Here is a 25,599-nt window from a genome sequence, read left to right as displayed (position 1 = left end):
CCTACCGCGGGAAAAAATTTCCACGAAATACTTCGAAACTGGCAACAGCCTATTTCGAAGGGACCTTAGTGGAAATCGCGCGATCTCCCCGCATGCTCCCGGTCGATGCCCGTAAGTGGCGTGATGTCGGTGACGTAAACGGTCGGCTGATCCACCTCGGATCGCTGTAGCCTTCCAACCGCACACAGGAACGGTTCGCTTGTAATCACTAACCGGAAATGGTGGAAGGTCTCCTTTTTGACAAAGAGGTTCGCAATGCCAGTCTCGTCTTCCAGGGAAATGAAGCAATGGCCCTTGGCGGTTCCTGGCCGCTGACGGCAGATCGCCATTCCCGCAACGGTGACAGGACAACCGTGGGGGAGGTTTTGCAAATCCTTCGCCCGCTGGATGTTCCGCCACTCGGATTTTTCTCGCCACAAGCGCATCGGATGAGGACCGATGGCTTGCTGTCACGGGTCTCGTTCGCCACCGCGATTCTTCGAGGCGGTCTTAACCGGTGTAAAGGCACCGGGCACTCCGCGCGTGCGGTTTCACCGGAACACGTCCTCGTCGCTCCCATCACTGGAAGCAGCGTGAAGGAATCCACATCGAAAGATTGTCCGTGGGCAGGTATGCCGACACGTCCCGTCCCTAGCAGCGCATCCAGTTTCGCCAGGGTCTCAGCGAAACGTTCCGGCTGCGGCATCTGTCGTCCGAACCACTCGCGCTGGGAAGAAGCGGCAAAAGTTGTTCCCGCGTCCAGATGCATGCAGGAGACCGGTGCATCCAGCTTTAATGACTCCAACCACATTTGCAGCGGCGAGAGCATTCCCTCTACCCGGGACTGCGGTTCCGGCAGGTGTACGGCTCTCTCCAGCGTGTCACCTGATTCGAGATCAAGCCGCAAGTGGAGCAGGCTGGCGGCCAGATGCCTGAAGGCGAGACGTCCCGCCAACGTGTGGAGCATTCGCTTGAGTGCGAAAACCAGCGGATCCAACGACGTGATGGAATCATCGCAGTCATGAGTTTGAGCAAATGATTCGGACGGTCGGTGCAGGCGCAGCAGCCGACAGAATTTCCCATGGAGGATGTCGTGCCAGAGGCCGGCTTCAGGTCCCAACCGTTCTGCGAGAGCCTGACGGGGGATTGCCATGAAATCACCAAGACGTTTGATCCCCCACAATTCCAGAACTGCCATCGGCCCTGTCCCACTGGTCAGCGAGCTGAGGATGTCCAAAGGCAGGGAAGCGAGATCGAGAGGACTGATGACCCGTCCGGTTGTGGCCTCATGCCTCGCTGCCAGATTGGATAGGTCGGGCGTAGAAGACCGGGCGTTCCAGATCTCCGAGTCATCGAGTTCCAATGATGCCAGACCGTCTCCCAGTCGCTTGCTGCGAGTGGACAAATCGATGGTCACCGTGTCGGTTGCTGTGACTTCGAGATCCGGGCCAACGGATTCTCCCAGTTCGATCAGCTCCTCACGGAGGGTCGATTCCACCGCCGGATCGCGGGAAATCACCATGAGGTCGGGACAGCGGACGAGGGCGCGATTCAGGGGCCAGCCGATTTGAATGCCGGTAGCCCTCGCCAACGGGTTGATCGCAAGCAGGGGAAGCTTTTCCTGCGGCTCATTCGCACCCCGGATGGCAAGCACCGCACACGGACGGCACCTCGCCGCAGGGTTGGCACGCAAGGCAGCGACCACCGCGAAATCTGGTATATGGAGGGAAGCGAACATCGGAATCAGGTCGCACGCCGCAGTGATTGGGAAACGGGGGAGAGGCGGGCGAGCAGGTCCGCCCGCGACACGTCGAAGTGGTGAAGAGACAAGTCGGCGGAAAGTGTCAGGCGCAGACTCGCACAGGGGACCAGGGGGTAGGGAGCCATGATGGCCACCCGGCTGCCATTGCGCTCGGCGGTCTGCTTCATTCTCAACCAAGCCGAGGCAGGAATACTCGCTAGATCTCGGCGGTCGAGGCCGGTGGCATCTAAAAGAATGAACGGAAGGTTGCCGTCATGAATGAGCAGATCGGCGGCCTTCGCCATTTCCAGAGCCGAGCGGCACCGGACCCAAAGGAGCTTCGAACAGGCAACATCTTCGAACGAATCCGGATCAAAACCATCCGCTCCATCGATCAACACAAGCTCCGGATGCGGACTCCACTCGTCCGGCTCACCCAAAAGCCCTGCAACCATCAGCAGGATACCCGCCACTGGCCCGGCCGGCACAACCTCCGATATAGCGCCGACCGGGAAAGTCTCTATGTGAAACGGTTTTTGTCCAGGCACGGGCACCTGAGGTTCAGCCCGCACCCCATGCGCCTGCGGGAATTTTTCCCGCAGTTGTTGTCTCAGAATTTCCGCTGCCGACGAGGTCATGCCTTCGAAGGTGCGCAAAAATAGGGAATGTTCAAGTGAACAGTTTGCACTCTGTGTTTCGAAGGTGTCTTAATTGCTGGGAGGACGATGTGATTCACGGAAACGATGTCGCCTGCGTAAGGGCCGTTTCTTACGGTCGCCGCTTTGCCGTGGCGCGTGGCATCGATGTCCGGGGAGTGGTTGAGTCGAGCCGCTTCGCGATCATGAGATTCCGCACGAGCGTGTCTGCGGTCTGCGACCTTTCGCCGTGTCCGCCCAGCCGATGCGGGTGACCGTGTGCCCAATCTTGCGTTTTCACGTCCTACCGGTCAGGAGGATCGTAGGCCGGTGATTTGTCTCCCATACGATCTGCAGCGCCTTGGCCAGCCAACTCCGCCCTGCGCCGCTGGTCGGGGGTTTCGGCGTATTCAGCTGCGGATCCGGCGAGTGCTCCCGCAGCGGGATTGGTGTATCCACGCATGTAAGCTTCATATTCCCAATCCGCGATGCTCCCGCTTTGGTGGCCTCCGGCTGATGTGAGGAAAAGCGATCCCAGTATCATCACGCATGAGACGATGTAGAGCCGCTTCAGTCGTGTTCCGACACCTGTCACCTTTTTCAACCACCCGATCTGCGTGCCGGAATCCAGTGGTTCCACAAGCGGATCGATAGCAACTCCACGCGTTTTTTCCACATGGTCCACAACCCAGTATAGCAAAAGGATCGATGCTGCATCCAAGGTGATACCAGCCATGGGCAAACTGCTGATGACGTTGTAAGTGCCATGAACAACCGCAACGGTGAATGCAGCGGCAGCAAATAACAGCAAACGGCCATAGAAATCCTTCACGTCTTTCAACTGGGGAGCCAGCAACCAGAGGATCGCCGCATCAATCGTCGCATAAACCGCATGCGACGGGACGCAAGCAAACCATCTCAACACGTTGGAACCGATGTCCCGGACTTCTAGAACACCCCAAGGAGAATACCAGTGTAAGGCCTCTCCGATTCCGAACCCCAAGCCTGAGAAGAATCCGATCGTCAGAAACGTGCGAAAGCCGATTTTGAATTTTTCATCGCCTTGGACGATACGGTGGGCCAGGTAGAACAAGGGAAGTAACTTGGTAATTTCTTCCCACAGGCCAACCCCAAAGATGTAGCCGAAGAACCGAATCCAAATGCTTGGTGAATACGTGGATTCATATGCAAAGCCGACAAATTTTAAAATATACAGAACCGCACCCTGCTTCCCACCCTTGTACCCGGAATATTCCAGACTCCGTGTTCCGAGTTCCTGAATGCAAAGAAGTCCTGTGATCCCTACAGTCATTGTGAATAGGAGCGCGCCCACCGTAAGGTACACCGGGAATCTCGTCGGCTGAAGAAAGCGCAGGCCGCCGGCGATTGCTAACAGAAGAGCAGGGAGTCCGATCAGGGTCACCGCTGTGATCTGGCCAAGCAGGCTTCCGTCGATCTCCCTACCCGGTAGGAACCAATTCGCAACCCATCCGAAGAGTAGAAGGCAAACGAACAGCGGTTTCAGACTGGCCAACGAGAGCGCCGGAGGTGGAGCAAGAGGGGTTTGTGTGTCAGGACTCATCACCCCCTCAGCCGCGCCGGTTACCTCGTTCTTTATCCCCTCCAACCCCGGCGTGGGAATCTCTTCCTTGTTGTCATTCGATTGAGGAATGTGAGGTGGCAGCTCCGTCGGAAGCGGGATTTTGACCGGATGAGAAGACGCCTCACCGTTAGGAATTACAAGAGGCTGGTTGCAGGACGGGCAATCCGCCTCCGCACCGGCATATTCAGGTTCAGTTGAAATGTTGATCGCGCAATGGGGGCAAGCGAAGTTGATCACGAGATTGAGGGGTAAAGCTTTGGCTTGAAGCCGGTTGAAACCGGCAACAGTCGGTGTTGATCGCACTTTCAACACTACCATTGGAGAGGTGTAAAGCCGCAAGTCTGTCCGATACGATCAACGTTTGATGGAGAGTGAAACGGTCCGGACACTGCTCAAGCGCTTGAAAGCGCTAAGGGTCGCTCGTGGGCTGACCCAGGAGCAGTTCGCGGAGCAATCCGGAATCAGCTACAAATACTATCAGGCAGTCGAGGCTGGCCGGAAACAGGACCTCCGCCTGTCCACGCTGGACCGGTTGGCGACTGCCCACGGGATGGAGGTCTGGCAACTGCTTGCTCCTGACAATGCACCAGTTGCCGACGGAGAAACGGGGAAACCTCGCGCACGGCGCACGAAGTAATTCAAGAATTAAGCAGGAAACTGTTCGCCCGTCGTTTCATGTCCGATCACTCATTTGTGGAGAGGGGAGGCTTCCAAATTAGATCGTATCCATCACATTGCGAACACCGTCGAGCGGCATCACATCAACGGCTCCAAATCCGTCAGCACCTGCCGCACCTCGTCCCAAGACTTCTTCTGCTGGATCAACTCCTTGAGACGTCCGAACAAATCGGTTCGCTGTTGACCGCGGGATGCCGGTTTCTCGACCGTGCCGGCAGGATGCAGAATTTCGGAAACGACCTTTCTTACATTGGGGGCGGACGGCTGACCACCCTTCGCACGCTCGACGGCCGTGGCCCAAGCTGCGACCTGCTGTTCCGGTTCTGCCAGGCGCAGAAGGGGACGAACTTGGGCTTCCATCAGGGGGAAAACGTCTCCACATGGAGACGTTTTGAGAATTTCAAGAAAGTCGGAGGCACCAAGGAGCCGGTGCGCATGGCCAGACAACAACTCCATCCGAATCCGTGGAGAGAACGTGACTGACGACCATCTCTGTTCGGCAATCAACCAGATGAGCGCGACCAACTTCTGGGAGGACGAACAGCTCTGGCAGCGTATTAGTGGTGCACTTCCCGGATACAGGCTGAGCAAGTTCCAGCCGCTCATGCCCGATTGGGTCGAGCAGGAAGTCTTGTTTGACTATCTATTAGACCGCACAGGGGCAGCGGCGTGGATACGGAAAGTGTCCGGTGCTCTTGTCGGAGGAACTGGCTGAGCTGCTTGTAGTGGTGGACGTGTCGGGTGGAATTGAATTTGTGGTATTGCTATCGAGATGATTTCTCCCTGTCGCGGCCGGTCAGCAGGTATTCCAAACGATCGCATTCGGCGGCCAGATGTCGGGCACACAGTTGGAACTCGTGGGCATCGAGTCCGGCTTTGGGCACCATGGATTGCCCCCAGAGGTTTCCCCTCACATCCACGCTGAGACCACAGAGTCGCAACTGGCGATTGCGAGTCGCCGCAGCCAGCATTGGCTCCGGGTCAAATGCCACGGACGCTTGTCGCACAACCAAGCCACGCAGGATCCAATGGTCTGGCTGATCGATCACCAGCACGCGATGGGATCGTCCGTCTGCGAAATTCACCAAGATGCCTTTCGGCTCAATGAGAATGTCCTTGGCTCTTGCCAGCTTCCCCCATGATTGAAGTGGTTTACTCACGTTGTAGATCCTCCCGGAAAGTAGTTAGGGGTTCGTCTGTTCCCAAGAGCGATCGCTCCAGCTCGTCCGCTTGGGCGGTGACACGCAGTATGAGCTGCAACACCCGCGTGGCATCGTGATCAGGATTCGAAAGCAGAACATCATCCTCGACGGTGAGGTCGTAACTTTGGGCTTCTTCACCTCGCTCCAGAGCGCCGATACGCATCGTGGATAGGGAATGAAGCCGCAGGGCCTCGTTCAACTCATGCTCGTCGGCCACGCGTCCCACCGGGCTGATGCAACGGACAAGCAGGTATTGGTCAAAAGAATGCAGGTAGAGGCCGAAAGGCTGTTTGCGGTTTTTTAGGAGAACCGTTCCAAAGATTTTGCCGCTTTCGGCGTCGCCTGATTCCGGTGCTTCCAATATCAACCGGTCGTCCCGACCCATCTCGCGCAAGGCCGTGAATCGCGCCACCAACGCATCGGCCTGTTTGTGTGTCCGCGGGAGTTCGGTTCGATCTCCGTGCAGGTCTTCTTCGTTGACAGGGAAGGCTGTCTTCAAGCGACCTGTGAGCACGGGCACCGGCTCATGATGGCGGAGGATCTCCTTGGCCACATTCAGTGTGCGTTCTTCACTTTCTTTCACCTGAAGCCCCTCATGCATCAGCTTGAGAAATCTGTTCATGCGCTCCAGCAAGCGGCGAACCTGCAAGACCTCCACCGTGTCTTCCAGATGCGGGAAATACACCTGGAGCTTTTCCTCGTCCGGGGCGGCACCCATCGCGAGCAGTCGGCGTTCGGTTAGCGAGCGCACACGGTCGATGCGGCCTGTGCGCTGCTCCATGCTGGATGGCGTCCAGGAAATACCGTAGTGGTGGATGCTGGAGCAGAAAGTGTGCAAGTCTTCCCCTTCCTGCACAAGATCCGTGGTAATCATCACCAGAGGGTATCCCGGCATGCGGAACTGCTTGATGAGGCGACCGTTTACCGAGCCCCACATGCCACCCACGGGCTGTTGGCTACCGAGAAGTCTGCTGCCAAATTCCTTGCGGACTTCGGGGAGTTCCGTTGTGCGGGCATCAGGCAGGTTGACATCCAGTATCAGTTCAAAGTTTTTGGCAATCTCCGCCAGTTCGTCAAAAGCAGACCATCCTCGTTCCAATGGGGGGGAGATGCGCTGACCCTCCAAGCGGTCGAGGTAACGGGTGATTCGTGAAAGATCGCCATGCTGGGAATCATCCCCATCCTCGTCCCGGGCCCCGGAAGCCATGCTGTTGGTCTGTTGGATCGCCAGAACATAGAGATCGATCAAGCCATGACCCAGGCGTGCGGCGGAACCTAACAATTCAGCTCGCAGCGCTTCTTCCCGGAAATGATCCCGGAAGTTGGCCGATTTGGCGGATGGCCAAAGATCAGCCCGGAGCTTCATGTATTTGGAGGACCGCAGCTCCGTGAAAAACGTGGGCAGGTTCAGAATGTCGGCGTTGGCAGGCGGAATCTGGAGTGCGTTGTTGTTCTCGTGAGCCGGCATTGCGTTGAAACGCTCGTGAAATACGATTCGAGCCTCTTCCTGCCATGGTCCCCGCTTCTCGGTCAGCCAGGCGATGGCAGCTGCCTGCAATGCCTCAAACATATCCGAGCGCGTTAGTTTTTTCGCCTTGGTCGTGAGGTGTTTGTGAGCTCGCTCGCAAAGCATCTCCCGCAAGGGGGCTTCTTCGATTGAGAAGATTTGACCCAACTCCGCCAAAGTTTGCGAAGCCTCGCAGCCAAGCAGTGCGGAGACGTGGTTGTCTTCAAAAAACGTCGCGTAAACCGAACCCTTGCTGCTGAAGCGCTTCAACAAGGTTGCTCCACTCAGGACCGCAGCCGGTCCAAACCCGCGAAAGAACCATGCAAAAAAAGTATCACGTCCCCCTTTATCTTCCGCATCGTGAATCGCGGGTTTCTCCAGAGGCGCGGATTCCCGCGCTTGCTCGTTGCGGGACTGCATCCTTTCATCCAGGTAGAGATTGATCATTTGCTCCAGCTTGGGAATCACCGCATCCGGCAACTCGCGTCGGAGTCGGCTGAAAATCCATTCGTCATACCTCTCGTCCAGCTTGCGCTTCAAGTCGGTCACGCTTGCGATCCGGCGGACAAACACAAGAGCCTTCGTTCCTGTTTGCCAGACGGTGGCAAGGCTCTCGACCAACGCGTCCATCTTCGGATGCGGCAACTCGGTTTGAAATCGATTCCGGTAGGATTTCGCCAAATGATTCACCCCGCGCACATCGACTCCCTCGCGTTCGAGGGTATCCTCCGTTTGGTCACTGTCGTCGAAATTTCCACGTGATTCATCGTCCTGCTTAGCGGTATGGCTGGCGGTTTGTTGAAAACTTTCGAAGGATGCGAGCATGCCCATTTGGAAGCTGGTCCCGAAACGGTCGTGTCCAATGCTCTCCGCCACTTTCTTTTGAACCAGGGCCAGCACCAGGCGCTGTTTGGCATCGGTCACGCGAATCGGATCGTCGTGCAGATGGACACCTCCACGTCGCCACTCCCGGCGATACAGATTCTTCGTGAGTTCATCGGTTCCTACCTTCATGGAAGTGACGCGGCGGATCAGGAAGCGGCGGGCAACCGCTTTCTTATCCTCGTCCTGCAGGTCCTTGTCCTTGAGCTCCGGGAAGGACTCACCAAATCCAAAGACATCCAACTGGTTCCAAAGCTGGGTATAACTTTCTTCAATGGGTGTGGCTGATAGAAACAACACTCGCTTTGCCCGTCTACCATAGCCCGGATAGATGGATTTCGGCGCTTCACCCTGCGAGTGGCCCATCGCCAGAGCCACGACGCGGTTGCGCGCGGCGACCCCACTCGCAAATCCATGTTTGAAATTGTGGGCTTCGTCAATGATCACAAGATCGAAATCAGGCAGTGCGCAGCACAAGGCCCGGGCGAAACTGTCCTTGAATATCTGGCGATCCCTAACACGCAGATCGAGCGCTTCCTTCCCCAGCCATGGCAGGTGCTTCTTGAGTTCGTCGCGCAGACCTCCGGCGCTGCGCCTGCCCGGAGAGTCGCCGCTGCTGGACATGTCTGCCATACCGAGACTGAAGCTGCTCATGCGCATGAAAAAGCACCCCTGTGGCCTGAGATTGACTTGATGCACCAAGTCCAACAGACGGTCACACTTTACCAGAGGCATCGCGGGGCGGCCATCCAGAGCCTTCACGCTCAAGTCCGGATACCTGATGTTGTGCCGCACCAAGTTACCAAGCTCTTTCATCCACTTGTTCTGTATGTTTTCCCGCGGTGTGATGATCAGCACGCGCAGCTTCGGCTGGAAGTGCTGCATCAGCGCCATGGCCCCGAGGGCGACGTAAGTTTTCCCCATTCCAACCTCGTCAGCCACATAGGCGCAGCGGTGCTCTGCCAGAAGATTGTAGAGTGCCACCGAACCCTGCAACTGCTCTTCCGCACGCGGCTCGGAGTCCAGCCGGCTGCCAAAGTCCAAGAGTCCTCGGCCGGCTTCAATATCAATCTTGTTCATCATTCACCTCCATGTTGGCACGTCGGAGAAACTCTTGGTCGAACCAGTCCAGAAAGTCTTCGGATAGATCCACCGTGAGCAGTTGTGGACGCAGGATTTTTTTCAGTTCGTTCACACGAGATAGAAGCTTGTTGGCATCTGCTTTATGCTTCGACCAGAAGTACGGCTGCGTCTGCTTGATGTGGGTGAGGCTTTGCCGCGCACAAAAGACGATGAGGTAACGATCAACATTGTCCCGAATCGGATCATCGTCACCTACAAGACGGTCCAACAGATAACTGAGCGAGTCATGCTTTTTGCCAAATAGCCTGGCGACGGCGCGGCCACTCCGTCCCGTATCGACAGACTCCTTAACAAACCGTTCCAATGTGTGGAAGGCGTGGAAGAAACCCGCCACCCGATCAAAACTTCGGCAGCGCGATGGGAAGAACTCCGTCGTTGGCCCCCTCCAGAAGCAACGAATTTAATCGCCACTCCAGAAAACTGCTGCGCTGCTCGGGCGTGAGCATCGACCAGTAGCGGAGAATGTCAGCCGCGCTCAACGCCAGGATTTGCGAGGGCTTTTGAGTCATTCCATCCTCGATGATCAGCACGTGTCCGGTGTGCCCGTTGTCATCCTTGGCGGTAAAGAGGGATGTGGCAATGAGGTGATCCTGAATAGATTTCGAAAGTTCCCGACCGAGGCTCTGCCACACTCCCGGATGTTTGATGCGGAAACTTCCCAGTTCGATGCCCGCGACCGAAAGATGGAGCTGAGGCGGTTCGGTTTCCGCCCACCATGCCGATGCGATTTCCGACCTCCAATCAAATCGCAGTGCCAGGCGCGTGAGCGGTTTGTCCTCATTTTCCAATGGGTCGGCTGCTGCCTTGAATTGTTTTGGTTCACGTTCGTCCGTCTGCACCAGATAGGTCGGGCGCGGCTGTCCACTCAGGTTCCGTTCCACTAGAAATCCGCACTCCATGTTTCCTCCGGGCTGATGGGCGGAGCGAGTCAGGTTTGCCGAGCCGACGAGCCAGAGTTCCCGCCTGGGGGAGGAACTGAAGAAGCGGTAGACCTTGGCATGGACGAAGCGGGCTGCGGCTTGAGCTGCCGGCCCTCCGCGAAGCATTTCCTCAGGAATGGAACCCCATGAAACGGGACACGGACGTGTACTTAGCTCCTGCACCGCAGTATGCAGGCGTGATGATATTTGGGCGACTCCTTGAGCGTCCCGAGGCAAAAACACCCTGATTTCTTTCGGTTGGATGCGTTCAATTAGATTCTGGAGCGGTAGGCACGAATCGGCGTCGTCGAAGTAAGGAGAGATGATCTCAAGGTTCATGCCCGTGAGTTCTTTGCCTGCCTCCTCGTCCAACATCTCGGTGAGAGTGCGGCCTTGTTTTGCCATGTCGGTTTGAATGAATCGTGGAGACAGCGGACTACGCTCCTTCCGTTTGTGAGGAATTGCCGATTCGAGGAAAGAGAGGATTTCCCCCACCGCATTGTCTTTGAACCGTGGCGTGAATTTCATCCCTGGCTTCCCGGTGGGCGCTGCGGGGCTTTGGACCGCGAGCCAACGTAGGAACTCGATGAGGCTCGCGGAAAATGACGAGCGCGTCCCTTCTGCCATGATCTCGATGTGAGAGCACTCTAGGTTTTCCCACCAACCGGCGCGGGTCAGATTGGCGGACTGGCAGGCGACAATGAGTTTGCGTCCTGTTGAAGTGGAGTCGTCCGCATCCTCCACGAGGGCGCAAACCAGCTTGGGGTGGAAGCAGGCATTCATCTGCACTGGATGACGGGCAACATCCAGTTTTGCGGGGCCACTATCCGTGATCTGCAAGGCCTTCGAGTCGTAATAAACGGCTGGCCGGGTGGACAGGTCGCGTAGGGCATCCTCCATTTGGACCAGTCGGAGAGCCGGTGAGTGGGCGAGGGTGATGTCAAAAAAGATTCGCAGCACCTCCATCTCGAAAAAGCCCGGGTCAAAGGCGAAGGTGGTGAAAAGTGCCGTTACCAAACGCTGCCCATCCATTGCCCTTTGGAAGCTTTCGGAGAGCACGTTCTGCTCGATGTTGGTTGTCGCACTCATTCTTGCAGGGGGGCGGTTACGGTCGCGAGTGAGTCGAGGAAATAGCTATGCTCCCAAAGGTCTCCCAAGTCCTTCGCCGACGGAAGCGGGCGAGGGGCCTCAAACGCATGAACCTTGATCTTCCCATTCTCGATGCTGATCCACCGAGCACCGCCCCGGTGATCCATGACGCTGGCATTGATTTCACACAGCAAGCGGATCACAGCCTTGTAGTCCGCTTGGTGCATGGCGTGGGCCACATCCAGCCATTTGATGTCACTGTCCTGCCGCTTGCCGGCTGCCTCACGAATCGCTCCGCGCAGGTCGGCAAAAGTGTCGAGATCCAGTTTGGTAAATGCCGCCCCCCACTCCTTGTGCAAGTCCGCCACGACGTCTCGGAGTGGGCGACCGTCACAGCCGAGAAGCCGGGAAAACAGGCATGCCATGGGGGCCAATACGCTCTCCGCGACAAGAACCTGATGCAGTCGGATGGCGAGGTCCGGGTCCTTGAGTTCCGCCCCTCGTGACCAGGATTGGAGCAGAGCCGGGGTGATTGCTTTTCCCCCAAAGGTCAATTCCTTTGGCATGGTTTCAACGGCGCGCTGCTGCAGCGGGGTGCGGTTTAGAAGATGTTTGGTGTAGAAATTGCGTTCACCCGAGGTGAACTGGCGGTGCGGCGGTATGGCGAGCAAGTCTGCGATTGCCGAGACGAGTTGCTGCTGGCCACCCTCAAGATCGATTTTGAACTGGGTGCGGTTCAGGGCCTCAGCGAGTTTCTTTGCCCGCATTCCGGCGGTCGGCTTGAGTCTTGGCCAATATTCGCGCTCGATAAACTCACGCGCGTCGTCGGTGAGTCGGGGAGTCCGATGCTCAATCAGGCCACATTCGCGTGAAGGCATGGAGTAGAGCCCCCACAAGCCGTAGGTTTTTTGATTGCTGAGAATTTGATGCTGTCGCGCGGCGGAGATGACCACTTTTGACTCTTCATTCAGTCTGGCTCGCACCCGCTCCACGCCTCGGACGACGCTGCCCGGGTGGCAATGAACTCGGGAATAGGCCGCCCATTGTTCCCAGCGAAGGAAGATTTCAACCGCTGAATTCTCGTTCTCCAGCTGCTCCACAAACGCGTAACCTAGTATCGTGGCAGCGAAGTCGCTGACGGAAGTAGAGACGGTGGTGAGATTCGAAACGATACGGCGGCCTAGATTGGTCCAGATGCCTTGTATTCCCAACGGATCACGGGATCCTTTGATCTGCGCGTTTGGATCGAGTTTGGTAAGGAATGGCATGGGTTTGCTATGGAGTTGTTAGCGATCAGTGGATGTTCGGGCAAGTTGCTTTCGTCAGATACCTCCTTTTCATTTAAGTTCCGGATTTAGCTCCTATGAACTGGCTGAATTCTGCGGGTTTTGGACGCCGGGAAAGTCCAAATTGAGCGAGCTTCCCTCTTGATCGAGCGAAGTCACCACGAAAAAAGGAGCCGGATAGCCTTCGAAGGAAGGCAAGATGAACCGGGCCTCAAGTTTTTACCAATTCGCCCCCTGCCAGCAACTGGCGAGCCCGGCTGGCACCAATTAACCAAGTGTTGGCATCGAAATCGGAGAGCGTCACTGAAAAAAAGGGAGCGTAACCGATGACAATGACCGCCGGGGCATCAACTCCCTCGACCCTGTTGATCGAGGCGCGACGGATCGCACCTTCGATGGATTGCAGGAAATCCGGTAGGAGGTAACTTCCGACGACTCTCGCGTTCCCGAGGGCACACCCTTCAGTCTCGGATTCCCGATTGCTCGGCGTATGGTGCAACGCGACTCATCGGAAGGGCGAAGTGGGTATTGCAACTGCAGCCCTACAAAACGAGCGAAGGGACGTGATTAACTTGCTAATTCCGGGTTGGGTGACGGCGGAATAAGTTCGTCCAGTAGGGCAGGAGTGGGCCTGTGGTAGAGCAAGATGGGTGAGAAACCATCCCCAAAATCATCGAAAACACCGCGTTTCCGGGAGTTGGTAGCGCTAGTAGGGATAACTCTTAAAATCTTAAGAAAAAGTATGAAAATAGTAGGTTGTGTCCCAAGACCTTACAATATCAGCCTCTATCAGTGACCACTGATGTCAGCCCTATTGTCCCACCTCATAGCCTGAAAAATGCGCCATCGCCGGAAATCCCGGAGCCACCATCACTGCGGCGACCCCGGGTGAGTCTTGTTAACGCCCCTGCCGACAGGTGGAGTTTTGGTTCTCAATCCAAGATGAGAGCTTTTCCAAGTTCCATCGAGCGCGTCCATTTAACATTCTCGACGATACTGCTTCATCAACTGCCAATCGGCCCAGATATTTTCGCGTTACCCGGTCGGTCGGACAGAGTCTTGAATACCGCTCTCCGCAAGCATTTCTTAGTGCGCGGTCTAGGTCGCTCAAGGTGGGCTCGATAAGGGGCTTCTTGAGACCCCCATAAGTGTCGCCGCCGTCGATAGCTTCCAAGATCATCCCGGCCAGTGAGTATTCTGGGGCAGCCTCGCGCAGCTTCCACGCGAGTTCCGGGTCGTGCCACGCGAGCGGCCCGCGACCGTCACATGGCCCGTCACCGCCATTTTTCAGAACGAAGGCCATGAAACCCGGCAGCTCTGCTAGTATGGCATCGATGTGGATCGCCACGCCATCACCCCCGGCGGACAGCACTGTGTCGCTGGCACGGAGAAGGATGAGCTTGTCTCCATATCCCTCATCAATCGGCGGCAGCATTGAAAGCGCTTCCGGGGTATCGTTTAGAGCACCCGCGTGTCTCCACCACACCGGATGAGAGTAGCGATCCTTGCCTTTAGCATGCATCGGCTGAGGTTTGGAGCCTGCTGTTACAATCTGCTTTTGCTTGGCTGCTACGCCTAGACGCGTGGCAAGGCGACCGTCGCCGAGCGCGTCGTCGACGTATAGGAGTTCAGCTCCGCCGAGTTCCGATGCGAAATCGGTGGTCCCCAGCAGCCACGGGGCGGCATCGGCGGCGCGTCCACCGAGAAGAAGACGAATAATTTCACGGATCAAAAAGCTCTTTCCGCAGGAAGGTGGTCCTGCGATGATCAAGATGCGCGACTGCCCGCGACGACCTTCAAGCAAGGCTGAAATAGCGTGGTGAAGCCAGTCCAAAAGGCGCCGAATTCCATCGTCCCCTAGCAGTTCTGTGAGCCAGTCCAATGTTTTGATCGGATGTATGGTGTCATCGGGTTCGATCATCTTGTAGCCGTAGCGGGCAAGGTGCAGTCGGCCTTCGACATCATGAATTCCGGATTGGAAGCCAGACATGCCTCTGGTGATCATCGCCTGATTTTCAGTGACGGCTTCAACATCGCTTTGAATTTCGGTCCGTGATTCTCCCGGTCCTTGGATGCTCCGACGACCGAGGCGAAACAGTCGGTTTGCATACTGCCTGGTCGTGTATGAATTCCAATGGCCATTTCTTCCCTGACGCCAATAGCGCCCTTGAACAGGATCATAGCAGTCGGACATGCAGGGGGGATCGATCCTCTCTGGCCAGGTAAGGCTTAAACGACTATTGACGTCGCGGATCAAGGCCCTCATTTCATAGATACTCATTATGGGGATATCATCACCGAAAAAGGACTGCCACAAATCCTGTATAAAGTGTGGATCACGGGATCGCGTATGCCAATCATCCCAAGCGTCTTCATGGTCGAGGGGCTGTAAGGTCCGAGGTGTTACCATCGACTTGAAAGCCCGCCGTTGTTCCTCGTCCGCTGGAGGAATAGATTCGACCACCCTTAAGTTCTGTCTCGCCTGAAGAACACTATCCGGACCGAGGTCGTAGATCGGGTCTCCCAGTAAAGGAAGAGCAGGGGAGTTGATGAGATCTGATTTATCGGGATTCGCACTGTCTTGTGTGCCCTCGTCAAAGGGCGGTGTAGTTTTTTGCATAGTTGTCTGTTTTGGATTTACAGACCGCCCAGCGATTGAATAGCTTTCCCGTAGGTCTCAAGCCACGGGGGGCGTTCAGTCACATGGGCGGCCCTCTCTTGCGTTTATCGGACGGGGTTGTGTTTGTATTTTTCGACCAACTCGAATATCATTATCGCTAACGGGCAGTGAACCGGATTGTTGAGCCACTCCACTCTCATCGCTTCTTCCCACGCGTCATTAACAGGATCGTCGGAACAATCCCATTCGCCAAATGGGACATCACTGGCTTGACCGTGCTCGGATTCCAAGGAGTCGTTTTGATGGCTTGCTTCAAAGGGCAGCGTGGCCCCTTCTTGTTGGATGCCACTCAAGGTGGCGATTGTGTTATTTTTCATTTATTGTTGTATTTGCCGGGTAAAATCGATCCCACCAAAAGGCCCCGGCGGCCTAGCTGGAGGACTTGGGGGAAATTTTATTCGCCCTCGACAGTCCCGCAGTTTCGGGATGTGACTGGGCGTTTTGTGCCGCTCTCTGTGGGCCGGCCAAAACCTTTTACTGATAGAGGGCTGCATTCATCTGGCAGGGCATCGGTCGGGCAGGAACGGTCGTCCAAACGATTTTTTGATTGGCTCGTGATGGTGAGTTTGAATAGCTTCCGAGCAAACGATTGCAGGTAGGGCTTTACCTGCGACCCGGCAGTGTGGCCGTGGATGCTCACAAGCTTATCGGGTTTTTAAGGTTCAAAGCCTCCGCTACTTCTAGCGGATCAAACCGGCGGGAACGGCCGAAGGATACAGACGGGATAGCATCGTTTACGGCTTGGTAATTGACGTTCCGCTCTGTGGTGGCCAAGTAATCAGCCAGTTCCTTGGCGGTGATCAGCCGGGTGGTGGGGACCTTGGGTGCTGAAGGGCTCGCAGTCCCGGATTTCCGTGATTTCTCTGACATGGAGTTAAGATGCCTCCCCCAGTCCGCTCGGGCAATTCACCTCTGGGGAAATCCAAATCTCAGATTTAATTCGGCTTCGGCCCGCGCGTCCCTTTCGGGCGAGGGCCGTATCCCAGCGCTTCCAGAACCGTGTAAAGGTCTGTGGCAACCTCGGAGGAGGCTCCCCAGCGACCACCATCAGTGTCCTTGAGGGTCAAGTGGGGATAAGATGGTAAATCGACCATATTGTAACGGCCGGTGATTAGTGTGCGGTGAAAGTATTTTGTCCACGCAGGGGGGCTACTGGGGAGTTCGCCTTTCAACGCCTTGGGTATGCCTGCAAATAGATCTCGCCAGCGGGGATGGTCTATGGCAGCGCGGGCGATGATGGACGTCCACTCCCTTGCTAGTTCACTTAGATATTCTGCATAACCAGGGTTCTTTTTCTTCAAGCTCTTCGCCTTGGCTTCGACTTCGGAAAGGTGGAATAAGGGCGAAACGATAACCGAGCCCTCCTCCCGAACGTAGATAAGTTGGGTGCTCAGCCGAGGTTCAAGTTTTGTTATGGCCGCCTGAAAATCGTTGGGAGAGATCAATGCATCAATCATGTGACGAGCGGGAATCAGGTCCGGTGCGAACCAACTCATGCCGCCCCCTTTGTTTTTTTGAATACCGACAACTGGACTTTCTTCGCTGCGCCCTTGGGGAGAATGGCGAAAAACTCGAGTGCGGCTTTCTTGCTCGCCTTGCCAACATAGTGTGCTCGTAGGACGGCTGCGCTTCCCGTGTGACCGAACTCAAAAAGCAGCGTTTCCAACGTCGCCCCCGCCGCAATCGCATAGGATGCATGCGAATGCCGCATGACGTTTTGTGGCCATGGTCCACGAGTAGGTTCCAGCGGTTGTTCCAGCAGCCGACTCTCAACTTTCCACCCGGCAAGGCGGCGCACGGCCGCGGATACTTGATCCCAATTCGGGACACGTTCGAACGGATAAGCCTTCAGCCATGCGGCCAGTGTCGGAGAAAGAGCAATGTGCCTGCGCCGTCCCTTTTTGGTAATCTTGCTGGAGAGTTCGATACCGTCGACGGTGACGTCTTCAGAACCGAGCCTCTTCAGTTCCTCCGCCCGGATGCCGGCGAACAGTGAAAGCGCGAAGGATGCGACAGCGGCTGGGTAATGCTTTTGTGCGGTGCGTAACAAGGTCGTGGTTTCGGCAGGAGATAGAATTGAAATTTCGCCATCGCTCCGAGCCTTCGGAGCCTCCACGGCATCGAAAAGTTCCTTGATGCACCAACCCCTTGGACTTTTGGCGCACCAATTCCAGAAAGCTTTCAGATTGCGCCAATGAAGTGCTGCACCGGCACCGCCAACATCAAGTCCCCCGGCATTCACGATATCGATGGCGGTCAAAGTGGACAGCGTTCGGTCACCGTGAGCCGTGGTCAACCGTTTCAGGGTATTTTCGTAGGATTTATACGTGCGATCTCGGAGGGTGACGCTCGTCTTCAAGTAGGTAGTGACGGCGTTCTGCAGTGTCTCGCTCGCTTCATCACGTTGTCGAGCCGCCACGTAAAAGCGGGCGGCGGTCAGCAACGTCACATCGTATGAAGTGAGAATCTCGGCGGCCTTGGTAGCATCGCTCGCAAGAGTGGGAGAGATTGCCGCGGCATTGCTTCCGTGCTCGTCGAACTTATCCTTCAACAGTTGTGCGTGATCGCGTGCGGTATCGCGGTTAGGATGGAAGTGCCGTTCACGTTTTCCGCTCGCCGTCATCGAGGCTGCCACATCGATATACCAACGGTCTCGTTTGTCCTTCCGAAATTTGAATGTAGCACGTCTAGGCACGGCCGATCTGGTAGCGCTATTGCCCAGAAAACGCCAGAAATTTCGGAAACTCGGGAAATGCAGGAATTTAAGTGGCTGAATAGCAATAAGTTGCCTTCTAACGTATCAGACTTAAAATCTGTTGCTCTTCGGGGCGTGCCGGTTCGAGTCCGGCCAGCGGCACTTCTTCAAAGTGAGCGGTTTTTCCCTGATTGGGAATCGAGTGTGAAATCCCGCAGTTTCGTCGCTTGCCGCACCCCATCTCCGATGCAATAGGTGAGGGTCTTTGATCAGCCGGACCGGCCGACGGACCATGAAATCCTTACCATGCTGAATCGCGCCTTATCCCTCATCTTCCTTGTCAGTTTGCTTGGCTCCTGTGCTCCACTCCGTTCGGGGGAAAGATCGCGGAGCAATGCTTTTACCGCCTATTTCGGGGGGGAGCAGAACGACGGAACCCTGCGCGTGGCCGTGAAAGACCTCATCGACATGAAAGGCATGGTGACTTCCGCAGGGTCCGAATATCTTTCGAAAAACCGTCCACCTGCCAAACGTGACGCCGATTGTTTGGCAATCACAAGGGCACGCAAGGATGTTCAAATCGTAGGGAAGGCGAACCTCACGGAGTTTGCCATCACCGTTTCCGGCCGCAACGGCTACTTCGGAACGCCGGTGAACCGGTTGGACGGCAAGCACAAGTTTATCCCCGGTGGCTCATCCAGCGGTTCCGCAGTGGCGGTTTCCACCGGGCAGGCGGACGTGGCGTTTGGCACGGATACGGGTGGCTCGGTCCGGGTGCCGGCGGCGTGTTGCGGAATTTACGGACTAAAAACGACGTTCGGACTGGTTTCGACCAAGGGGGTGTTCCCCGTTTCACCCAAATATCTCGATACGGTGGGTCCGATGGCTGCTGACCTGCCCCACTTGGTTGAAGGGATGGGTCTCCTGCAACAGGGCTTCAAAGGGCGCTACTCATCGGCGGTTTCCGCCAATCCTTCAGCCAGGCAAATCCGCATCGGGCGACTGTACATTGCTGGAACCGATCCGGCGATTGATAAAGCTATTGATGACCGGCTTGCTGCGAAAGGTTTCAAAATCGTGAAACTGGATGCCGATTTCGCCAAAAAGTGGGCGCAGGCGGAGGCGGATGGAGAAACCATCGCCACCTCGGATGCGTGGAAAAACGACAGTAAGTATACGGACAGTTTCGAAATCGACAGCAACACCCGCGCCGTGCTTGCCAAGGGGGCGGTGGACAGAGTTACCGGGTTCGATGCTGCGGTGAAACGGAGAGCTGCTTGGAAAAAAGCTCTCGCCCGGGTTTTCCAAAAGGTCGATTTCATTGCCACCCCGACTCTTAAAATTTTGCCGCCACGGCTACCGTTCTGGCGCTCGACGTCAATTTTCGAGTTGATTATATTGAATGCTCAGAATACTATAGGAATCAATCTTTCCGGAAATCCGGGCCTCGCCATGCCCATCGAGATGCCGGAGAGCAATGTTCCCACCAGTCTTCAACTCATCGGGCCTCCCTTGAGCGAGGCGGAGTTGCTGAACGCATGTCGCCTACTTCAAATAAAACCCTGACCGGTCACCGATTGGATAGAACGGTCTTTTTCCAAAAACCCATCAGATTATGAAATCTCCATTTTACCTACGCTCTCTGGCAGTCACCTCGCTGTTGTTTCTCGGCACCTTGGCCGGGCAGGCGGAAACCTCCGCCGAACTCATTTCAAAAGGAGATGCGGCCGACAAAGTTTTTAATCCGACCCAAGCTCTCAAGAACTATCTGCCTGCGGAAAAGCTTGATCCCAATGATGTCGGACTCCTGCTCAGCATCGCACGACAATACCGCCATCTGATGTGCGACGTCGCCAAGGAGAGTGACAAGCTCAAGTATGGCAACATTTCGCTGAGCTATGCGAAACGTGCGGCCGCACTCGCTCCTAACAATTCCGATGCCCAGCTCTCGCCTGCCATCACCTACGGAAAAATGGTCCCTTATGAGGGAAAGAGCGAACAGGTGGCGGCCTCGCCTCTGATCAAGGCGGCGGCGGATCGCGCCATCAAGTTGAATCCCGCCAATGATACCGCTTGGCATGTATTGGGCCGCTGGCATCAGTCGCTGGCGAATGTTTCGGGTTTGAGAAGGTCGATCGGAGAGGCGTTGTATGGCAAGCTGCCGGTCGGTACGAATGCGGATGCGTGCGCTTGTTTCAACAAGGCCATCTCGCTGAATCCCGGACGCCTGAGGCATTACATCGAATTGGGCCGAACCTACGCGCAGATGGGGGACAATGTGGACGCCCGCAAGTACCTCGAAAAAGGGCTCAAGATGCCGAATAAGGAAAAGGATGACTACGAGATGAAGGCGCTCGGGAAGGAAGCTCTGGCGGATCTGCCATAAGGAGCTGCGACGTTATTGTCGTTGGCCAACGGGAGGAGAAAGGAGTGCGCCGAAGGCCCGGTAATTTCGCTTTTCATTGGCCGAGTGGACGAGACGTCCACCCGCCTTATTGATTTGGCTGCCAAACCGTCAGTTCGGCGAGGGAGCCGTCAATAAACGTGTGATGCCAGAGTTGGGTGGCGACCACTGCAGCGAGTCCCAGTTCCATGGAAAGCCGTCCGATCGAGTTTTTCCGGAGGTTGCGGAATGAGCTGCGCCAATGCCGAACCGCTTCGACGTCGAAGTAGCCGGTGCGCCGCAGCGATTCCTCGCTCAGCAGCTCGCTCACGAATTTCGGCTCCGGATTCAGGTGGAAGCTGTCTAGCGGAGCACGGAAAATCACCTTCTGGCGGCGTGCGATTTCCGGTGGCAGCCAACGCTCCGCGACCAGACGCAAAAGATGTTTGTCGCGAAGGCCGCGCAGCTTCCAGTCCGGGTGGAGCCTTGAGGTAAAATCAAAAACTTCCTCGTCGAGAAACGGATAGCGGACTTCCACGGAAGAGTTCATCGCCACCCGGTCGCCCTTCGCTTGCAACAGGTGACCGGCCAGAGTGACCCGGGCGCCTACCCATAGGCTGCGGTTGAGCGGATGCCATTTGCGGGCGCGCTCCAGGTTCATTCCAAGGTCTTTCCACGGGGTGGATTTTTCCGTCAGCTCGCGCATGGGTTCGCCGTATAGGCGGAGTTTTGAAAGCGCGAGTACGCCATAGGAATTGATCCATGCGTTAGGCCCGCCGACGGCGGCCTGAAGTTGATGGCGGTGGTCGAGTGGATATTGTGGCACGCCGCTGAGGCGGAGGTAGCCGTGCAGCGCGCGATCTCCCAGCTTCAGCCCTGCGAAAGAATTCACGCTATCAAGGATTTTAGCAATTTTGTACCAAGGGTATCCCGCGAGCCATTCGTCCGCCCCCTCGCCGGTGAGCACTACCTTCTGGCCGTTCTCATGGACGCGGCGGGCGAGCTTGAGAAGGGCGGCGCACGAAGTGTCCACGACCGGACATTCCGCCGCACGAATAAGTTCTGGATACATTTCCAAGGCATCCTCCGGTCTGAAGTCCTGGACGATGGGCGGCGCGGTCCCGATATGTTTCGCAGACTGTTGGGCACCGCTGAGTTCGTCCAGGCCGGGCTCGTCCACTCGGACGGTGTAGGTGTTGATCGCAGGCCCCTTGAGCTTGCAGGCCATGGCAACGATCATGCTGGAGTCGAGTCCGCCTGATAGATAGGCACCCACCGGGACATCCGCGCGCAACCGGCGCTCCACCGAAGCTAACAAAATTTCCTCGAGCTGGTCGGTTAGCTTGCGGACGTCGGTTTCGGGATTTTCGTCGCCTGCGTCCGGAAAATCCATTTCCCAGTAGGCCTGTTCGCGGACTACCGGCGATGCAGTGCCCTCGTTTTGCGGATGGATCTGAAGATAATGACCGGCCCGGAGCAAACTGACGCCTTCGAAACAAGTGACAGGCCCGGGCATGGCGGCGAAAGTGAAAATATGGTCGATGCCGCGGCGGTCGGCAGTCGGCTTGAACATTCTGGAAGCCAGCAGCCCCTTGATTTCCGAGGCAAAGAGCAGCCAATCGCCCTGCCTGGTCCAGTAAAGCGGGGCGATTCCGAAACGGTCCCGGCCCAAGGTGATCCGGTGCCGCCGTTCGTCGTAAAGCGCGATGGCGAATTGTCCGCGCAGACGCAGGAACATTTCCTCCTCACTCTCTTCCCAAAGATGCGGGATAATTTCCGTGTCGCAGTGGGTTTTCAGAATGTGGCCGCGCGATATTAACTCAGCCCGCTTTTCCTGATGGTCGAAAAACTCGCCATTGTAGACGACGTGGACGTTCTTTTCCTCGTTGGACATCGGTTGCTGACCGTCGGCAAGACCCACGATGGCCAGTCGCCTCGACGCGAAAGCAAGCCCCGGACGCCGGAAAAATCCCTCCTCGTCCGGCCCCCGATGGGTGAGCTCGCGCGACATTCTTTCGATGACACCTTCCGGAACCTTGCGGCGTCCTGCCAAATCAATCACTCCCGCAATTCCGCACATCGCGGGAAATTAATAGAACAGGTGGATAGATAGGCAATCGCTTTTTGCAATCAAGACAGGCCGCGCTCGATGGTCTCCTCCAGCCAAGCAATCATGGGCGTCAACGATGGTCGCTTTTTCATGAGATCTGCGTGATGGGCGACGCCTGTTTTGATCCTCTCGTCGGTTAGGCATCGTTTGGCCAATGGCAGCAGGAGTTCTGCAGTCAGGTTTCCGCTGCGGATGCTCAAACCAACACCGAGCCGTTGCACGCGCGCGGCGTTGTCCGGCTGGTCGAGTGCCATGAAAACGACGAGCTGTGGAATGCCGGCGGCGAGGCATTGCGAGGTGGTTCCGATACCGCCGTGGTGGACCATCGCGGCGGCGCGTGGCAGCAGCAGGCTGAACGGCGCGTATCGCGACACAAAAATAGTGTCGGGGAGGTCCGCTGGAACCTGCTCCGGTTTCGTGGTGAGAAAGACTGCGCGGCAGCCGAGTTGCTTCACCACGCGGGCTGCGGTTTTGAAAAAATCCGAGGCATGGAACTGGCCGGTGCCGGCGGTGAACAAGATCGGTTTTTCGCCCTCATCTAGAAATTTTTCCAGATCCGGGTCCATGGGACGATCATGTGCCATGTCCTCGAGCGGGAAATCCCACTGAAAGGTGTTGTGAGGCTGATCCCTCTTCACTCCGCCGAACCAATCCGGGAAAAGTGCCAGAACCCCGTCCGGTGAATGATGCCATTCCTTCCACAATCGTTTGGGTGGTTTCACGCCATGGTCGGCACAAGCCTGGATCACCGCCGGGAGCGCGTGGCGGTCATAAGGACTGGGCAGGGAGAGGATGAATTTGCGAAGTGGCAGCGGAAGCCGCCGCAAGAGCCTGACTGCGGGAAAGATGATCGGCGTGTCATCGGCGCTCATCATGGCAGCGGGATACATGTGCACGGAGATCACCGGGATTCCGTGCTTCTCGCGGGCGATCCTGGCACCGAAGGAGATCATCGGGGCCAACATCAGGTTGGGTTTGCCTTGCTCCCGGATGACGCGGTCGATGGCTGCCACGCAAGGGCCGATCGCGCGCCCACCGTAAATGAATGCGACCTTTTTGCAGGTTTCCTCCCTCCAGAGTCCGGCATCCTTGAGCATCTCGGAAAGCTCATCCGTCTCGGTGGGAACGAATGCTATCCCCGCGGCAGAGGCAACCTGCTGATAGATAGGAGAGGCGACCATGGTGACGCGGTGCTCGCGAGCCACCAGATTTCGGCCCAGCCAGATGAAAGGAAAGACACTGCCGGACGTGCCGAAGGGAAGAAGCAGGATGTGGCTCATGGCGTGCTATCCCACGCGGGGATGCGTCGGATCTGGTTGGAAACTAGAAGCTGGAGACGATACCGACAAAGCTCAATCCGCACAAATCATCTTCCGACGGGCATTTGGGCTTCGGCTCGCTGAGCTCACATGGGTCGGATATTCCGCTTCCCTTCCAATAAATAACTAAATTGTTAAACAAATTCTGGCTGCTTGGCAGAAACTTGGGCTTGCCTTGCGGCTCTCAAACACGACAGTGCGCCGCCTCTCAAAGGAATAGAATAACGACCGACCATGCCAAAAGAAGGAATCGCAATTATTGGAATCGGATGCCGGTTCCCCGGCGGTGTCAGCGACGCCGAATCATTTTGGAAGCTCATGGAGGAAGGCCGCGACGCGGTGACCGACATTCCGGGCGACCGCTGGAATATCGAGCGCTTCTATGATGCGGAACTGGGCCTGACGGGAAAATCGATCGCGAAGCGCGGCGGGTTCCTCGATCAGATCGACCAGTTCGACCCGCAGTTCTTCGGCATTTCCCCGCGCGAGGCTCCTTACATCGATCCTCAGCAGCGTTTGCTGCTAGAGACCGCATGGGAAGCGATCGAGGACGCTGGCCAGGTGCTGGATTTCGAAAAGGGCACGAACATCGGCGTGTTCATGGGGGTTTCCCACACGGATTATCAAAACATCCAAGGCGGCAGCACCGACCGCAAGGGCATCAGCGCCCACTCGTCGACTGGCAACGCGCACAGCATCGGAGCAAACCGGATTTCTTACTGCCTCAATCTCAGCGGCCCGAGTCTCTCGATGGACACCGCTTGTTCGTCCGCTCTAACGGCCGTACACCTCGCGTGCCAGTCGCTGAAAGCCGGAAATTGCAAAATGGCGCTGGCTGGCGGGGTGACCGTGATCATCACGCCCGACGGCTTCATCGGCTTTTCCCAAGCGGGCATGCTGTCGACCGACGGCAAGTGCAAGGCGTTCTCGGCCGAGGCTAATGGCTTCGTCCGTGGCGAGGGCGCTGGCGTCGTCCTGCTCAAGCCGCTTTCCCAAGCCATCGCGGATGGCGACCCGATCCAAGGTGTGATCCTCGGATCCGCGCTGAACCAGGACGGCCACACCAACGGAATTTCCCTCCCAAGCACCGAGGCCCAAGCCCGGCTGGTGCGCGATGCTTGTAAAGACGCGCGCGTCGATCCGAAGGACGTCAGCTTCGTCGAAGCGCACGGCACCGGCACCGCGGTCGGCGATCCCATCGAGGCGCATGCGCTCGCCGAGGCGCTGTGTGTCGATCGCCCCGCGGATGCGCCGCTGGCCATTGGCTCGGTGAAAACCAATCTCGGGCACTTGGAGACCGCCGCCGGTGTGGCGGGATTGGTGAAAGCCGTGCTCGCACTCCAGCACCGGCAGATCCCAGCCAGCCTGCACTTTCAAACGCCGAGCCCGCACATCGATTTCGCGGCTTTGAAACTCCGCGTCCCCACGGCGCTCGAGCCCTTCCCGGAGAGCGACGGCCCGCATTTCGTCGGCGTCAATTCCTTCGGCTTCGGCGGGGCCAATGCCCACGTCATTCTCGAGGAAGTGCCCGTGCGTCACCAACCGGAGCATACGTACACGCACACCGAGCGCACCTGGCCGATCACGCTCTCCGCTCGCTCGGAGGAAGCCTTGCACGGATGCGCGCTGCAGCTCGCCGCGTGGTTGGAGGAGCGCTCGCACGCCAATGGCAGTTCGCCCACGCTGCCCGACTTGGTTTACAGCCTCGGCGCCCGGCGCAACCACCATCCGCACCGCCTGACGGTCG

Annotated in this window: 20 protein-coding genes; 5 read left to right on the top strand and 15 right to left on the bottom strand. The window is 56.9% G+C overall.

All coding sequences use genetic code 11. The features are described 5' to 3' along the window. Positions 1 to 208: 208 nt before the first annotated feature. The 3 genes from ABIQ96_RS25450 to ABIQ96_RS25440 all read right to left on the bottom strand — a co-directional run bounded on the left by ABIQ96_RS25450 (position 209) and on the right by ABIQ96_RS25440 (position 4,276). Positions 209 to 1,717, bottom strand: coding sequence for a hypothetical protein (locus tag ABIQ96_RS25450; protein ID WP_348217477.1), 1,509 nt, complete (start codon positions 1,715 to 1,717; stop codon positions 209 to 211). A 5-nt stretch (positions 1,718 to 1,722) separates the two neighbouring features. Next, complete coding sequence (locus ABIQ96_RS25445; protein ID WP_348217476.1) at positions 1,723 to 2,376, bottom strand: hypothetical protein; 654 nt, start codon at positions 2,374 to 2,376, stop codon at positions 1,723 to 1,725. A gap of 283 nt (positions 2,377 to 2,659) precedes the next feature. Further along, positions 2,660 to 4,276 (bottom strand): PrsW family glutamic-type intramembrane protease, encoded by a 1,617-nt coding sequence (locus tag ABIQ96_RS25440; RefSeq protein ID WP_348217475.1) that lies wholly within the window; start codon positions 4,274 to 4,276, stop codon positions 2,660 to 2,662. 46 nt (positions 4,277 to 4,322) lie between these two features. Between ABIQ96_RS25440 and ABIQ96_RS25435 the strand changes: the two genes are divergently transcribed. Next, the gene (locus tag ABIQ96_RS25435; protein WP_348217474.1) at positions 4,323 to 4,595 is read left to right on the top strand and encodes a helix-turn-helix transcriptional regulator; all 273 of its coding nucleotides are present in this window, start codon (positions 4,323 to 4,325) and stop codon (positions 4,593 to 4,595) included. A gap of 119 nt (positions 4,596 to 4,714) precedes the next feature. Here the strand turns inward: ABIQ96_RS25435 and ABIQ96_RS25430 are convergent, their stop codons facing one another. After that, a complete protein-coding gene (locus tag ABIQ96_RS25430; protein WP_348217473.1) occupies positions 4,715 to 4,996 on the bottom strand; it encodes a hypothetical protein in 282 nt (93 codons plus the stop codon). A gap of 115 nt (positions 4,997 to 5,111) precedes the next feature. On the opposite strand from ABIQ96_RS25430, the gene ABIQ96_RS25425 reads away from it, so the two are divergent. Beyond that, positions 5,112 to 5,351 carry a hypothetical protein gene (locus ABIQ96_RS25425; protein WP_348217472.1) on the top strand — a complete coding sequence of 80 codons (240 nt, stop codon included), beginning with the start codon at positions 5,112 to 5,114 and terminating at the stop codon, positions 5,349 to 5,351. A gap of 49 nt (positions 5,352 to 5,400) precedes the next feature. On the opposite strand, the gene ABIQ96_RS25420 is transcribed toward ABIQ96_RS25425, so the two are convergent. The 9 genes from ABIQ96_RS25420 to ABIQ96_RS25380 form a co-directional block, all read right to left on the bottom strand. Beyond that, on the bottom strand, positions 5,401 to 5,796 hold the full coding sequence (locus ABIQ96_RS25420) for a hypothetical protein (protein ID WP_348217471.1): 396 nt from the start codon (positions 5,794 to 5,796) through the stop codon (positions 5,401 to 5,403). Further along, positions 5,789 to 9,310 carry a DEAD/DEAH box helicase family protein gene (locus ABIQ96_RS25415; protein WP_348217470.1) on the bottom strand — a complete coding sequence of 1,174 codons (3,522 nt, stop codon included), beginning with the start codon at positions 9,308 to 9,310 and terminating at the stop codon, positions 5,789 to 5,791. The genes ABIQ96_RS25420 and ABIQ96_RS25415 overlap by 8 nt, the downstream gene beginning before the upstream one ends. Next, positions 9,294 to 9,674 carry a hypothetical protein gene (locus ABIQ96_RS25410; protein ID WP_348217469.1) on the bottom strand — a complete coding sequence of 127 codons (381 nt, stop codon included), beginning with the start codon at positions 9,672 to 9,674 and terminating at the stop codon, positions 9,294 to 9,296. The genes ABIQ96_RS25415 and ABIQ96_RS25410 overlap by 17 nt, the downstream gene beginning before the upstream one ends. A gap of 34 nt (positions 9,675 to 9,708) precedes the next feature. After that, the gene (locus tag ABIQ96_RS25405) at positions 9,709 to 11,379 is read right to left on the bottom strand and encodes a hypothetical protein (protein ID WP_348217468.1); all 1,671 of its coding nucleotides are present in this window, start codon (positions 11,377 to 11,379) and stop codon (positions 9,709 to 9,711) included. After that, a complete protein-coding gene (locus tag ABIQ96_RS25400) occupies positions 11,376 to 12,647 on the bottom strand; it encodes a hypothetical protein (protein ID WP_348217467.1) in 1,272 nt (423 codons plus the stop codon). The genes ABIQ96_RS25405 and ABIQ96_RS25400 overlap by 4 nt, the downstream gene beginning before the upstream one ends. A 916-nt stretch (positions 12,648 to 13,563) precedes the next feature. Beyond that, positions 13,564 to 15,285: a hypothetical protein gene (locus tag ABIQ96_RS25395; protein ID WP_348217466.1), complete on the bottom strand. Its 1,722-nt coding sequence runs from the start codon at positions 15,283 to 15,285 to the stop codon at positions 13,564 to 13,566. Positions 15,286 to 15,389: 104 nt separating this feature from the next. Next, positions 15,390 to 15,662 carry a hypothetical protein gene (locus ABIQ96_RS25390; protein WP_348217465.1) on the bottom strand — a complete coding sequence of 91 codons (273 nt, stop codon included), beginning with the start codon at positions 15,660 to 15,662 and terminating at the stop codon, positions 15,390 to 15,392. A 618-nt stretch (positions 15,663 to 16,280) separates the two neighbouring features. Next, positions 16,281 to 16,841 carry a hypothetical protein gene (locus ABIQ96_RS25385; protein WP_348217464.1) on the bottom strand — a complete coding sequence of 187 codons (561 nt, stop codon included), beginning with the start codon at positions 16,839 to 16,841 and terminating at the stop codon, positions 16,281 to 16,283. Continuing rightward, positions 16,838 to 17,980 (bottom strand): hypothetical protein, encoded by a 1,143-nt coding sequence (locus ABIQ96_RS25380; RefSeq protein WP_348217463.1) that lies wholly within the window; start codon positions 17,978 to 17,980, stop codon positions 16,838 to 16,840. The genes ABIQ96_RS25385 and ABIQ96_RS25380 overlap by 4 nt, the downstream gene beginning before the upstream one ends. Positions 17,981 to 18,346: 366 nt before the next feature. On the opposite strand from ABIQ96_RS25380, the gene ABIQ96_RS25375 reads away from it, so the two are divergent. Beyond that, the gene (locus tag ABIQ96_RS25375; RefSeq protein ID WP_348217462.1) at positions 18,347 to 19,606 is read left to right on the top strand and encodes an amidase; all 1,260 of its coding nucleotides are present in this window, start codon (positions 18,347 to 18,349) and stop codon (positions 19,604 to 19,606) included. 49 nt (positions 19,607 to 19,655) lie between these two features. Continuing rightward, positions 19,656 to 20,426, top strand: a complete 771-nt coding sequence (locus tag ABIQ96_RS25370; protein ID WP_348217461.1) for a hypothetical protein — start codon at positions 19,656 to 19,658, stop codon at positions 20,424 to 20,426. A 106-nt stretch (positions 20,427 to 20,532) separates the two neighbouring features. Here the strand turns inward: ABIQ96_RS25370 and asnB are convergent, their stop codons facing one another. Then, positions 20,533 to 22,503 carry an asparagine synthase (glutamine-hydrolyzing) gene (gene asnB, locus ABIQ96_RS25365; RefSeq protein ID WP_348217460.1) on the bottom strand — a complete coding sequence of 657 codons (1,971 nt, stop codon included), beginning with the start codon at positions 22,501 to 22,503 and terminating at the stop codon, positions 20,533 to 20,535. A 50-nt stretch (positions 22,504 to 22,553) separates the two neighbouring features. Then, complete coding sequence (locus ABIQ96_RS25360; protein ID WP_348217459.1) at positions 22,554 to 23,813, bottom strand: nucleotide disphospho-sugar-binding domain-containing protein; 1,260 nt, start codon at positions 23,811 to 23,813, stop codon at positions 22,554 to 22,556. Between the two features lie 273 nt (positions 23,814 to 24,086). Between ABIQ96_RS25360 and ABIQ96_RS25355 the strand changes: the two genes are divergently transcribed. After that, positions 24,087 to 25,599: beta-ketoacyl synthase N-terminal-like domain-containing protein (locus tag ABIQ96_RS25355; protein WP_348217458.1), on the top strand; the 1,513-nt coding region annotated here is incomplete at its 3' end.

Origin of the sequence: Luteolibacter sp., assembly GCF_039920825.1 — a bacterium.
Taxonomy (GTDB): Bacteria; Verrucomicrobiota; Verrucomicrobiia; order Verrucomicrobiales; family Akkermansiaceae; genus Luteolibacter.
The sequence above is the reverse complement of the archived record's forward strand: the minus strand, read 5'-3'. Positions and strand labels throughout refer to the sequence as shown.